The 12,540-nt window shown below is 70.6% G+C and carries 12 protein-coding genes; 3 read left to right on the top strand and 9 right to left on the bottom strand.

All coding sequences use genetic code 11. The annotated features are described in order from the left end of the window. Window positions 1-26 precede the first annotated feature (26 nt). Window positions 27-515 carry a winged helix-turn-helix transcriptional regulator gene (locus ACFWPQ_RS21355; protein ID WP_384036787.1) on the top strand — a complete coding sequence of 163 codons (489 nt, stop codon included), beginning with the start codon at window positions 27-29 and terminating at the stop codon, window positions 513-515. 249 nt (window positions 516-764) lie between these two features. Here ACFWPQ_RS21355 and ACFWPQ_RS21360 read toward each other — a convergent pair whose 3' ends face one another. Both ACFWPQ_RS21360 and ACFWPQ_RS21365 read right to left on the bottom strand, forming a co-directional pair. Then, window positions 765-1,178 (bottom strand): DUF6069 family protein, encoded by a 414-nt coding sequence (locus ACFWPQ_RS21360; protein WP_384036790.1) that lies wholly within the window; start codon window positions 1,176-1,178, stop codon window positions 765-767. A 92-nt stretch (window positions 1,179-1,270) separates the two neighbouring features. Beyond that, a complete protein-coding gene (locus tag ACFWPQ_RS21365) occupies window positions 1,271-2,299 on the bottom strand; it encodes an MBL fold metallo-hydrolase (protein WP_384036793.1) in 1,029 nt (342 codons plus the stop codon). A gap of 273 nt (window positions 2,300-2,572) precedes the next feature. Between ACFWPQ_RS21365 and ACFWPQ_RS21370 the strand changes: the two genes are divergently transcribed. Continuing rightward, entirely contained in the window at window positions 2,573-3,523 is a 951-nt protein-coding gene (locus tag ACFWPQ_RS21370; RefSeq protein WP_384036796.1) for a helix-turn-helix transcriptional regulator, read from the top strand. Between the two features lie 68 nt (window positions 3,524-3,591). Here ACFWPQ_RS21370 and ACFWPQ_RS21375 read toward each other — a convergent pair whose 3' ends face one another. The 6 genes from ACFWPQ_RS21375 to ACFWPQ_RS21400 all read right to left on the bottom strand — a co-directional run bounded on the left by ACFWPQ_RS21375 (window position 3,592) and on the right by ACFWPQ_RS21400 (window position 9,867). Next, window positions 3,592-4,563, bottom strand: a complete 972-nt coding sequence (locus tag ACFWPQ_RS21375; protein ID WP_384036799.1) for a fumarylacetoacetate hydrolase family protein — start codon at window positions 4,561-4,563, stop codon at window positions 3,592-3,594. 47 nt (window positions 4,564-4,610) lie between these two features. Continuing rightward, entirely contained in the window at window positions 4,611-5,549 is a 939-nt protein-coding gene (locus ACFWPQ_RS21380) for a VOC family protein (RefSeq protein ID WP_384036802.1), read from the bottom strand. A 15-nt stretch (window positions 5,550-5,564) separates the two neighbouring features. Beyond that, entirely contained in the window at window positions 5,565-6,584 is a 1,020-nt protein-coding gene (locus tag ACFWPQ_RS21385) for an amidohydrolase family protein (RefSeq protein ID WP_384036806.1), read from the bottom strand. Next, window positions 6,581-7,744 (bottom strand): FAD-dependent oxidoreductase, encoded by a 1,164-nt coding sequence (locus ACFWPQ_RS21390; RefSeq protein ID WP_384036809.1) that lies wholly within the window; start codon window positions 7,742-7,744, stop codon window positions 6,581-6,583. Before ACFWPQ_RS21390 ends, ACFWPQ_RS21385 begins: the two co-directional genes overlap by 4 nt. A 180-nt stretch (window positions 7,745-7,924) precedes the next feature. Beyond that, window positions 7,925-8,887: a cyclase family protein gene (locus ACFWPQ_RS21395; protein WP_384036812.1), complete on the bottom strand. Its 963-nt coding sequence runs from the start codon at window positions 8,885-8,887 to the stop codon at window positions 7,925-7,927. After that, complete coding sequence (locus ACFWPQ_RS21400; protein ID WP_384036815.1) at window positions 8,884-9,867, bottom strand: fumarylacetoacetate hydrolase family protein; 984 nt, start codon at window positions 9,865-9,867, stop codon at window positions 8,884-8,886. Before ACFWPQ_RS21400 ends, ACFWPQ_RS21395 begins: the two co-directional genes overlap by 4 nt. 122 nt (window positions 9,868-9,989) lie before the next feature. Between ACFWPQ_RS21400 and ACFWPQ_RS21405 the strand changes: the two genes are divergently transcribed. Then, window positions 9,990-10,985: a LysR family transcriptional regulator gene (locus tag ACFWPQ_RS21405; protein ID WP_384036818.1), complete on the top strand. Its 996-nt coding sequence runs from the start codon at window positions 9,990-9,992 to the stop codon at window positions 10,983-10,985. A 127-nt stretch (window positions 10,986-11,112) separates the two neighbouring features. Here ACFWPQ_RS21405 and ACFWPQ_RS21410 read toward each other — a convergent pair whose 3' ends face one another. Next, window positions 11,113-12,444 carry an MFS transporter gene (locus tag ACFWPQ_RS21410; RefSeq protein WP_384036821.1) on the bottom strand — a complete coding sequence of 444 codons (1,332 nt, stop codon included), beginning with the start codon at window positions 12,442-12,444 and terminating at the stop codon, window positions 11,113-11,115. Between the last annotated feature and the right edge of the window lie 96 nt (window positions 12,445-12,540).

Below are 12,540 nucleotides of genomic sequence, written 5' to 3' on the forward strand. Positions count from 1 at the left end.
CCGACTCCTGCAGGTACCCTAGCCACGTGAGTCCAAAAGTCAAACCAACCCCCCGCGAGTGCTCGGTCACCGACGCCCTCACCGTCGTCGGCGATCGCTACACCCTTGAGCTGGTCCGCGAGCTCTTCTACGGAAACCACCGGTTCGTCGACCTGGCGGCACAGCTCGGCGCGCCCCGCAGCGTGCTCTCCGCTCGACTCACCAGACTCGTCGACGCCGGCGTCGTGTCACGGCGCCAGTACAGCGAGCGCCCGCCGCGCGAGGAGTACCTCCTCACTCCCGCGGGGCGCGACCTCGCTCCCGTACTGCTCGCACTCAAGCAGTGGGGCGACCGTTGGAGTCGCGACGGCGCGCAGACCGCCGAGTTCACCCATGTGTGCGGCTCCCTCCTGCACGTCGACAGCACCTGCGCCTCCTGCGGCGAGATCGTCCGGTTCGAAGACCTCACCGTCACGGGCGGAACCCATCCACCCGTCATCGCCGGAGTCACCGAAGCTGCCGAAGTCGCCGAATAGAGGGCCTGGGGCTCTCTGGCCCCGAAGGCGGAGGCAGGTGCCTGCCCGCACAGAACCGAGGGCGCCGCGCGGGATGTCAGAGCTCCGACCCGGCCTTCGCTCACCGGCCCGCCCCAGGTGTCCGACCTCCGACCGAGCCCGACCGGCGCCGGGACGGCAAGGGCCGCAAGGAGCGCCTGGACCTCCGGGTCCACTTGGGCGGCAAGTGGTACACCACGGACTCGGAGCACTTCGCCCTCGCCACCCCCGTCACGACAGAGGCATCACCCTGCGGTAGGCGAACACCGCGATCACCGCGACGATCACGTGCATCAGGAGCAGGGCGAGGACACCCATGGCTCCGCCGTCCCCGAAGAGCAGGAAATCCGGCACGAAGGAGACCACCACGACCGTCGGCACCAGCCGGCGCACCAGCGCCCCGGGGTCCTTCGCCGCCTTGCGTACGACGGCCCATCCGGCTGAGCCGAGCACGACCCCGACCGCCGTCAGGAAGACGTACGAGGACGCCTTCAACGGCTGGAAGTCGTCGGGCGCCCCGGCGGCATGGGCGACGAGCGCGATCAACGTGTTCGCGACGGAGGAGACGACGATCGCGCCGAGCACCCCTCCCGCGACGACGAGCGGACCACGGCGGACAGCGACTACGGGTGAGGTGACGGACACGACAGCTCCCAGGGACGTCGGAGATCGGTTTGAAATATCAAACCCAAGCGTCTCGCTGTTTGCTTGAGATTTCAAGCGTTATTCCGGGCGGCTCAGGGAAAGTCGACCGGAGCGTCCGTGAGGATGGAGACGGCGGCGGCACCGGCGCAGTCGGCCGTGAAGGTGTCCACCGCGGCGATCTTCGTGCCCCAGCGGTCGATCATCTCGGACATCACGGACTGCGCGATCCTGTCGATCCAGACCTTCTGGGCCGCCCATCCGTTCAGGGGCTCGGCCAGGCTCGCCTGGATCTCCGGCAGCGAGATGTTCCCCAGGGTCTTCTGTGTCGTGGTCCAGAAGTCCAGGAAGAACTCACGTGACTGCTTGACCTCCGCGCGGGTGCCGGTGCGGTAGATGTGGCCGCCGACATAGGTGGTGAAGTCGGTGCCGAGAATCGCGTCGTGCGCGGCGAGGATGCCGGGCAGGTAGTCGGCGTTGCCCCAGGCCCGGTACGGCGCCCAGCCCGGCATGACGACGTCGGACATCGCCGTCAGCCCCTGCGCGGGGAAGTGCACGAGGATGTTCCCGGACTCGTGATTGGCTCCCGGGTAGACCACGTGGATCTCCTCACCGCCGATGTACAGCACCTTGTGATCCTCGTTGATCACGACTTGCGGCTTCGGCCGGGAGGGATCGTTGTGCAGGGTCAGCAGTGTCGCGGTGTCACGGTGCGCGATCCGGGTCGCCCTGGGGTAGTTGGTGACGCCGGCGACATGGTCGGCGTGGCTGTGGGTGTAGAAGAAGTGCGTGACCGGCTTGTTGGTCACGGACGCTATGGCGGCCGGGAGGACCTCACTGGTCAGAGGCGGTGCGTCGACGAGTACGACACCGGTACGGGTCACCACGAACACGGACTGGACGTACTGGTAGATCAGGACGTACCCGTTGCGGCCCACCCGTTCCAGACGGTAGCCGTCCGCGTTGACCGGCAGGGGCTTCACGCTGTCGGGCAGCGGCAGGAAGGTCGGCGGCGAGGGTTGTCCGGCGGCACTCGCAGGGGAGATGCCGGCGCCGGCGAGGCCGAGGGCGGCGGCACCGGCAGCGATACCGCTGCCGCGCAGGACATGACGACGGTTGATCACGGTGGCTCCTGAGTTTGCTGACCATGGGTCACGTGGACGGCGCCACTCCGCGAGGTACTCGGGTGACACCGCGGAAGCGCTCGCCTCAAATGTTGTCCAGGACCACCCGGGCTCGGTATGGACGCACCTCTCCGATGTATGGACGTTCCCCATCGGCCAGTTCGAGGGTTCGAGGGTTCGGGGGTTCTCGTGTGACGACCGTGCGAGATGCCGCCTACGATGTTCTTGTCACGGTTCTTGTCACGCATGTGTGCTGCCGAGCGAAGAGAGTCCATGTCCGACACCCGGCTGGTGACCTTCCCGACGGCCCCGGGCCCACGCATCGGCGATCTGGCCGTCGTACGCCTCCCGGAGGCCCGGTCCGCGGTCTTCGTCCACCTCTTCGAGAACGAGACGTTCGGCGACCCGCAGTGCCCCGTGAGCGGCCCGCACCGGCACGAGTTCTACGAGTTGGTCTGGGCGCGCGAGGGCGACTGCTCGCATCTGATCGACGACGAGCGCCGGCTGCAGAGCGCGAACACGCTGCTGTTGATCGGCCGTCGCGGTGTCCACCAGCTGGAGCGCGGACAGGAGCTGTCCGGGGCGGTCGTCCGATTCGGTGACGAGCTGCTGCACGACGAGCCGGCGGCACGCTCGGTCGTCGGCACGCTGCTCGCCGGTACCGGCGTGATGTCGGCCGAGGTGCCGGACGGCGACACGGCTCGGGTCGACGCCGTCGTGAGGACGCTCGCCGCGGAGGCGGGAAGGTCTCCCGAGGTCCACAGCGTCGACATCCAACGTCATCTGCTCATGACACTGCTGTCCTGGACAGCTCGCTGGCACGACCGTGACACGCCGCACGGGCAGGGGCAGACCGATCTCCAGTTGTCGAGGCGCTTCGGTGAACTGCTCGAACGTGACTTCGCACGCCATCGCGACGTGAGCCACTACGCGCGGCAGCTCAACGTGTCACCGGCCACGTTGTGGCGGGTGTTGTCACGGGTGACCGGCCGCTCCACCCGCGCTCTCATCACCGAACGGGTCATGACCGAGGCAGCGCGACTGCTGCGCTTCACCGACCTCACCGTCGGCGAGATCGCCACCCGTGTCGGCATCGACGACCGCCTCTACCTCTCCCGCGCGTTCAAGCGGCAGTACGGCGAGCCTCCCCTCGACTACCGGCAGCACACGCGCGAGAGCCCGACCCTGCTCAAGGACCCTCAGGCGTCCGACACGGCCTGGTGACTTCTCGATGTGCTCGTCACCGGCCCGGGTCGGCGTGACCACGACCACCTTGCCCGGCAGCCGCTCGGTCACGGCCTCGCTCGGAGGCGACGGCGAGCGGCGGCGACCGGGACGGGGTCGGGACCGGCCACCACGGTGTTGGAGACGGTACCGATGCCCTCGACGGTGAGGGCGACCGTGTCGCCGGGCTTGAGCGGCGCCGGATCCTGCCTGCCTCGCAGGCCCCACAGCTCGGCCAGGCAACCGCCGTTGCCGCAGGTTCCGGAGCCGAGGACGTCGCCGGGACGGACGACGGTACCGCGCGAGGCGTAGGCGACCATCTCCTCGAAGGTCCAGCTCATGTTGGACAGCAGGTCCCTGCCGACCACCTCGCCGTTGATCTCGGCGGTCAGTGCCAGGCGCAGGAAGCCGTCCGGGTCGCGGTACTCGTCCAGTTCATCGGCGGTGACCAGGTACGGGCCCAGGGTGGTGGCGGTGTCCTTGCCCTTGCACGGACCGAGGCCCACCCTCATCTCGGCGGACTGCAGATCGCGGGCGGACCAGTCGTTGAGGACGGTGTAGCCGACGATGTGGTCACGGGCCTGCCGCACGGTGAGGTCACGGCCCTCCTTCCCGATCACGGCGGCGACCTCCAGCTCGAAGTCGAGCAGTCCCGACCCCGGCGGCACCGGGACGTCGTCGTAAGGGCCGTACACCGCGTAGGGGTTGGTGAAGTAGAACGTCGGAGCCGCATACCACTGCTCCGGCACGCCGGAAGCACCGTCCACGGACCGCCGTACGCCCTCGACATGCTCCTCGAAGGTGACGAAGTCCCGCACGGTGGGCGGCTGGAGCGGCGGCAGCAGCCGTACGTCGGAGACGTGGGGGCCGGCCGGGACGTCGAGGGTGACGGAGCCCGCGTCGAGCAGTCCGGGCAGACCGCCGCCCTCGGCGAGCAGGCCGGTCAGCGAGCTGACGCCGGGCAGGGGGTAGAGCGTGCCGTCCTCTTCGACGACGGCCACCTGGCGTCGATCGCGGTGTTCGTACGTGGCGAAACGCATGCTGGAGGTCCTGTCGACGGGAGGAGGAGGGAGTACAGGACCGGGGATCAGACCGGCGGGGCGACGAAGCAGCCGCGGTCCACGTCGTTGAAGGACTCCTTGGTGACCAGTTCGTTCATGGGGTTGGCGGTGCCCCACTGGTCGGTGACCTCGGGCCGGGAGAAGTCGTAGACATGAGGGTGCCAGGTGTCCTCGTCGAGGACTTCCAGTTCGGTCGTGTACTCGACGGTGTTGCCGTGCGGGTCCAGGAAGTAGGTGAAGGTGTTGTCGCCCGCCATGTGCCGGCCCGGACCCCAGATCTTCTTGAAGCCGGCCCGTATGACACGGCCGGAGCCGCGCATGTACTCGTCGATGCCCCGCATCTCGAAGGAGACATGGTGCAGGGAGGTGTGCGGGCCCTTCGCGATGGCCATGGAGTGGTGCTGGCTGCTGATCCGCATGAAGTGCATGACGTCGCCAATGTGCGGGTGGCCGAGCGTGTCGGACAGCCGGAAGCCGAGGTGGCGTTCGTACCACGCGCGGGTCCTGTCGAGGTCCGGTGAGTTGAGGACGACGTGCGACAGCTTGACCGGAATCGACTCCTTCTCCTCGATCCGGCGGTGCCGGCGGACCTCGACGTCGGCCGAGACCTCGACGGTGCGGCCGTCGATGTCGAAGAAGCGGAAGCCGTAGCCGCCGCCGGGGGTGTCGACCTTGCCCGGCTGGGAGATCAACTGAACACCACCGGACGACAGTTGCTCGGCGAGGGTGTCGACATCGGCGGCCGAGGCGGCACCGTACGAGACCAGGTCGAGGCGCTTCTCGTCGGCCTTCCGCAGCCGTACGACGTACTGCTCGGGGCTGCCCTCGGCGGCGAGGAACGAGAGCCCGGTGTCCTCGGCGACCTTGGTCAGGCCCCAGACACCGGAGTAGAAGTCGAGCTGCCTGTCGTAGTCGGGCACGGCGAGGTCGACGTGGCGCAGATGGGTGAGCAGACGGTCGCTCATCGTGGGGGTTCCTTCTCAGTCGAGGTCGAGCAGGGCGGCCGCGTTGCCGCCCCGCACCGCGTGGAAGTCGTCGTCGGGCAGGTCCGCCGCGCGCAGCGCGGACAGCGGGTCCTCGGTGCCCATGTCGAAGGGGAAGTCGGAGCCGAGCAGGACCCGCCGCGCGCCCGCGGCGCGCAGCAACTCCCTCAGTACGAACGGGTCGTGGACGAGGGAGTCGAAGTACAGCTGCTTCAGGTAGCTGCTCGGCTCCCGTGCACAGCTCCGCGCGTCCGGACGGACCCGCCAGGCGTGGTCGGAGCGGCCGAGGTGGGTGGGCAGGTAGCCGCCGCCGTGTGCCGCGATCAGCTTCAGGTCCGGGTGGCGGTCCAGGACACCGGAGAAGACGAGGTGGGAGAGGGCGACGGCGTTCTCGACGGGCTGGCCGACGGTGTTGGACAGGTACCACTGGTCCAGACGCTCGTCGAGGGTGCAGCCGAACGGGTGCAGGAAGACCAGGGCGCCCGTTTCCTCGGCGCGGGTCCAGAAGGGTTCGTACCCGGGATCCGACAACTCGCGGCCGGGGGCGTGCGAGGAGATCTCCACGCCCTTGAGGCCCTGGTCCAGTGCGTGGTCGAGCAACTCCACGGTGAGGTCGGGGCATTGGAGAGGGACCAGGCCGAGCCCGTGCAGCCGGTCGGGAGCCTTCGCACAGTGTGCGGCGGTGCCCTCGTTGGCCAACCGGCAGACGTTCTCGGCCAGTCGGGACCCGGCCCAGTAGTGGTAGTGCGACGGGGACGGGCTGACCAGCTGGACGTCCACGCCCTGCGCGTCCATGGCCGCCAGGCGTACGGCGGCGTCCGTCAGCCTCGGCACGCGCGCCCCGACCATCGGACCGTTGACGGTGAGGGCCGCCGGGCCGTTGCGGCGGGCGTCGAGTTCGCGGGCCTCGGCGAGGCCGGGCCGGCCGGCGACGGCGTCCTCGACCTCCGGCAGCAGGAGGTGGGCGTGGACGTCGATCGTCGGCGCGATGGACGCCGTGGACGCGGTGGCGGTCACGGGAGTTCCTTGAGGAGGTTCATGGTGCGGCCGACCAGCCCGGCCATGTCGGCGTCGCGCACGCCGTCCAGCTGCCACCGGCCGATCTGCACGGAGGCCTCGACCACAGTGCGTACCCGGGGGATGCGGCGGTCGTGGTAGCTCTGCAGCAGTTCGTCGTCCCAGTCCCGTCCGCCGGTGAGCAGTTCGGCGAGGACGAGGGCGTCCTCCAGGGACATCGCCGCGCCCTGGGCCATGGTCGGCGGACAGCAGTGGGCGGCGTCGCCGACGAGCACGACCCGGCCGCGGTGCCAGGAACCTTCGACCAGCAGGCGGTCGAACCAGGTGTAGTTGACCCTCTCCGGGTCGGTGATGTGCTCGGTGATCTCCGGCCAGGCGCCGCCGTAACCCTGCGCCAGGCGGCGCATCTCGTCGGCGTAGGCGGCAGGCTCGATGGCCGCGCGGTCCCGGCACGCCTCGACGACGTAGGCGTAGAGGGTGTTCTCGCTGGTGGGGCAGTAGCCGGCGATGTAGGCGGGGCCGCCGTACGCCAGGTCGGTACGTGTCACGCTCGCGGGCCGTGGGGCGGCGATGCGCCAGATGGCCATGCCGGTGGGCTCCGGCTTGTCCGTGATCCCGATCGCGGCGCGGGTGGCCGAGTTCAGGCCGTCGGCGCCGATCACCAGGTCGTAGCGGCCGGTGGTGCCGTCGCTGAAGCGCACCGAGACACCGTCGGCGTCCTGGTCGAGGGTCTCGGCGGTGGTGCCCAGGCGTACGCCGGCACCGGAGGCCCGGACGGCGTCGATGAGGATCTGCTGCAACCGGGGGCGCTGCATGCCGAGGGTGGCGGGCAGGTCTTCGCCGCCGGTCCGGAGGTCCTCGGCGACGAACAGGACGGTGCCGTCCGGGGCGGTCACGCCGAGCGAGCCGAAGGCGTATCCGGAGGCCGCCACCTGGTCCCACACGCCCAGTTCGCGCAGGACCCGCAGGGCGTTGCCCTGGAGGGTGATGCCGGAGCCGGTGCCGGCGTTCCAGTCGGGACGGGCCTCGACCAGGTCGACGGCGATCCCGGCGCGGCGCAGCAGGACGGTGACGGCGTTGCCCGAGGCGCCGCCGCCGATGACCAGGACGGTGGGGGTCCTGCGGGTCGGCGGCTGGGCAGGAGTGCGGCTGTCGGCCATGTCGGGGATACCTCCCGGGGTCGGGCCGCGCGGCTTCGGGCGGCTGGGGTGCGGCTGGCTCGCCCGCTGCGAACGCGGGCCAGGAGTGGGGACGGCGGTGCGGGCCGGAGGTGCCGGCCGGAGGTGCCGTCGCTGTCCGGATACGGCGCGTCCGACGACCGAACCGGCGTCCTGGGCGGGCTACTTGACGGCGATCGGGTTGACGGGTGAGCCGACGGCTCCGGTGATGGGCAGCGGCGCCGCGGTGAGCCAGAACTCGTACACACCGTCGGCGGCGCAGTCCGCGGCGAGGGCGTCGAGGTCCCACATCTCACCGATGAGCAGGCCCAGATGCGGGATGGCGACCTGGTGCAGCGGCTGGAAGGCGTGCTCGAACTCGTTGGGCCGCACCTCGAAGCCCCAGGTGTCGGTGGCGATCGCGGCGATCTCGGTGCGGTGCAGCCAGCCGGCGGCGGTGAAGGACAGCCCGGGCGAGTCGCCGCCGGCGTAGTCGCCCCAGCCGTCGCGGCGGGCACGGGCGAGCCGTCCGGTGCGTACCGCGACGATGTCACCGCGTCCGACGCTCACGCCGTGGGCCTCGGCGGTCGCGGTCAGGTGCTCCTCGGTGATGGCGAAGCCGTCCGGCAACTCGCCGTCCGCACCGATGACATGGCCGACGTCGAGGAGCACCCCGCGCCCGGCGACGTACGGCGCCATGTGCTCGATGCCGGTGACCAGGTCGCCGTCGGAGGTCACCGTGGTCGCGGCGTCCCGGCCGTTCCACGCCTTGCCGTGGTCGAAGATGTGCCCGAGCCCGTCCCACTGGGTGGAGCACTGCAGGGGCATCGCGATCACGTCGTCGGCGCCGCCGATGCCGTGCGGGAAGCCCTGGTTGCCGAGGGCCGCGTCGGTGCCGGTGTCCAGCATGGTGTGCACGGGGTTGGTCCGGCGCCGCCAGCCCTTCTGCGGCCCCTCCATGTCGAACCGCTGCGACAGCGAGAAGCTCACCCCGCGCCGGACGAGCGCAGCGCCCTCGCGCCGCTTGGCCTCGTCCAGGAAGTTGAGGGTGCCGAGCACGTCGTCCGCGCCCCAACGCCCCCAGTTGGAGTACGACTTGGCGGCCTCGGCGACGGCGCCCTCGGGATCGTGACGGTCCAGGCTCATGCCGACGTCTCCGCCACACAGCGGGTGCGCTGCACGCCCAGACCGGTGATGGCCCCTTCCATGACATCGCCCTCCCGCAGCAGCCGCCCCCAGTGGATGCCGTTGCCCGCCGGACTGCCCGTCAGCACCAGGTCGCCCGGCAGGAGCCGGGCCGTCTGCGAGATGTACGACACCAACCGTGCCACGCCGAAGAGCATGTCCTTGGTGGACTCGTCCTGCATGGTCTCGCCGTTGAGCTTCAGGGTGACCCGCAGGTCACCCGGGTCGGCGACCGACCCGGCCGGGACGAGCCACGGGCCGAGCGGGGTGAAACCGGGCGCGTTCTTGCAGCGCAGCCAGTCCGTGCCGATCGCCTTCATGTCCCGCCGGAAGACGGTGGCCCGGTCGGTGAGGTCGTTGGCGATCGTGTACCCGGCCACGTGGTCCAGGGCCTCCTCGACGGACACCCGATGGGCCGTCCTGCCGATGACGGCCGCCAACTCCAGTTCCCAGTCCGGCTGTTCGGCCCAGGACGGAAGTTCGACGTCGTCGTAGGGCCCGGTGACCGTGCTCGGCAGACCGACGAACACGTACGGCAGGTCCTCCGCCGCCCGCCGGTCCATCACCGCGGCGATCTCCGCCCGTGCCTCCTCGACCGTGCGCGGGTCGTCGGAGGCGCGGTGGGCGACCTCCAGGTCGATGACGTGCTGCCGGTAGTTGGCACCCGACTGGAAGATCTGTCGCGGCTGCAGCGGGGCGTGCACCCGGAGGCTCTCCAGGGGCTGCCAGTCGAGGGCGTCCTCGTCTGCCAGGACGTGCAGGACGGGGAGGGATTCCGCCCAGCGCTCCACCACGTCCCGCACCTCGGACGGTGCCCAGGCGAGCGCTCGGCCGAGATCGAGTACACGGCCCTTCGCCAGGATGCCGGGGAACGGCCGTCCGTCCGGAGCAGAGAACGTGCCGAGCCCGAACGGGCCGGCAGGTTGCACGAGTGTTGCCATCAGATGTCCTCCCGCTGGGATGGGGTCTACTCTGACCTCGATCCGTCAATCATGGAAATCAATCCTGTGGATGCGCCTCATCCATGGCGTGGATGGCTTTCCCTTGCCTTGGATGGTGCTCGGTGAACCTGTCCCGACTCGATCTCAATCTGGTCCTCGCCCTGCGCGCACTGCTCGAGGAGCGCAACGTGACCCGGGCCGGCGAGCGCGTCGGACTGAGCCAGCCCGCGATGAGCGCGGCGCTGTCCCGGCTGCGCCGCCATTTCGACGACGAACTGCTCGCCCGCACCGGCAACACCTACGAACTGACCCCGCTCGGCGTCGCCCTGCGCGACCGCAGCGCCACCGCCTGCGACCTGCTGGAGCGTGTCTTCGCCAGCCAGGCCGACTTCGATCCGGCCGCCGAGATCCGCGAGTTCACCCTGCTCGCGTCGGACTACGGCGCGGCCGTCTTCGGTGCCGCCCTCGCCCGTGCCCTGCACCACGAGGCGCCCGGCATCCGGCTCACCTTCCAGCACCCGGCGCCTTCCGTCCAGGAGAACACTGCGGCGCTCCTGAGCACCGTCGACGGCCTCCTGATGCCGCACGGTGTCATCGACGGTTTCCCCGCCGTCGACCTCTACACGGACCGCTGGCTGTGCATGATCGCCGACGACCACCCGGAGGTGGGTGACGCACTCACCCTCGACCAGCTGGCCGGCCTGCCCTGGGTCGTCTACCAGCGCCCCTACGACGCCCCGGTCGCCCGTCAGCTGAGCATGATCGGCATCAGTCCCCGGGTGGAGGTCTCGGTGCAGACCTTCCAGCTGCTGCCGCACATGGTCGAGGGCACCCGCCGGGTCGCGATGATCCAGGAGCGGCTGGCCCGCAGAGCGGTTCTGTCCGCCGGGGTACGCGTCCTGCCCTGCCCGTTCGAGGCGGTACCGGTCCGGGAGGCGATGTGGTGGCACCCCGTGCACACGCAGGACGCGGCCCACATCTGGCTGCGGCGCAAGGCCGCCGAGGTGGGCGCGACCCTGACGGGCAACGGCCCCGGGGTACCCGGGTCCGCCACCGCGTCGGGCGAGGGGCCGGGTGTCCCGCCGTCCCGGCCCCACGCACCCCACGTCGGCCGATGACCGGCAGGACACCGCACACGGCACGCAGTGTCCGCCCCGCGACGATGGTGTCGCCGTCCGACACGACGGCATCCCCGCCGAACGGGCCGGGACGCCTCGCACTCCCGGCCCGTGGACTTCAGCGGCCTCAGACCAGTTGCTCCGGCAGCGGCCGCGGATCCACGGCGCCCACCCGGCGGCGGGCCGCCCACAGCCCTGCCGCGGCGGCCGCGGCAGCCAGCCCCAGCGCCCCCACCGCACCCGCGAGCGTGCCGACCGCCGACTCCCCGGCGAGCAGCACGAGCGGGCAGACGAACTCACCGCCGAAGAAGGCCGCCATCCACAGTCCCGTGCCACGGCCGCGGTCCTCGAACGCCAGCCGGGACATGGCGCTCGTGAGCAGGGCGGGCAGCAGCATGCCGGTGCCCAGGCAGTTCACGACCGCGCCGACGACCAGCAGCGGAGCGTTCCCGGCAAGGAAGATCACTCCGAAACCGATCGCGCCGAGCCCGAGCGCGACGGGCAGCAACGGGTCCGGAGAGCGCTTGAGACGGGCGAAGGTGACCGCCCCGCCCACGGTGGCGGCACTGGCGACCGCGGCGGCCAGACCGATCACTCCGGAGTTCTTCACCCCGAGGTCGTCGAGCAGGTAGGACATCTCGACCGGCACGGTGTAGAAGACCACCGCCCCGAAGAAAGTGAGAGCGCAGACACCGCTCATCTGCCGCCAGGGAAAGGGGCGTCGCACCTCGGCGACCGACGTCCCGGCGGCCGACGTCCCGGCGGCCGCCGCGCCCGTCGCCGGGTCGGCCAGGGAAGCGGCCATCAGGGGGGCGAGCACCAGGCTCACGGCATAGATCCAGAAGGGCACCCGCCAGCCCGCCGATCCCGCGGCGCCGCCGACCACGAAGAAGACGGTGGCGGACGCGGACGCGCACATCGTCTGCAGGGCGAGGTACTTCACCCGCCGAGCACCGCTGTAGTAGTCGCCGATCAACGTGGTGCAGCATGTCATGATCACGGCTTCGGTGACCCCGACCAGGGCCCGGCCGGCGATGACGGCCACCAGCGAATCCAGCCAGAGCGGAGCGGTGCCGAACACGGCGTACAACAGGGTCGCCGCTATCAGCAGGCGTTTGCGTCCCAGCCGGTCCACGAGCGCACCCGCGAACGGGGCCAGCAGCGCCAGTGAGAGGGCCGGAACGGTCAGCGCTAGGGGCACCAGCGCCTTGGCCCCGGGCACCGACGCGAAATGGTCCTGCATCTTCGGCAGCACCGGGGCGATCAGCACGGCCCCCAGGATCGGCAGACAGCTGCCCGCCATCAGCAGGGTCACACGCAGCACGTGCGCGGGGCCCGAGACGGCCACGGACGACTGGAGGGTGTCGTCGATCGCGGTCGGCGAGGGCGACGACGGCGACGGCGAGGGCGACGGCGACGGCGACGGCGACGGCGAGGGCGAGGGAACGGAACCAGGCATGGCGACTCCAGGGGACGGTGCGAGGGAGCGGGCATACCGTTCACGGGCGCCTGTGGCGCACAGCATGCCGCGGACGACCGCACGTCGGCGGCTGGT

The sequence above is a fragment of the Streptomyces sp. NPDC058464 genome, from assembly GCF_042721035.1.
Lineage (GTDB): Bacteria > Actinomycetota > Actinomycetes > Streptomycetales > Streptomycetaceae > Streptomyces.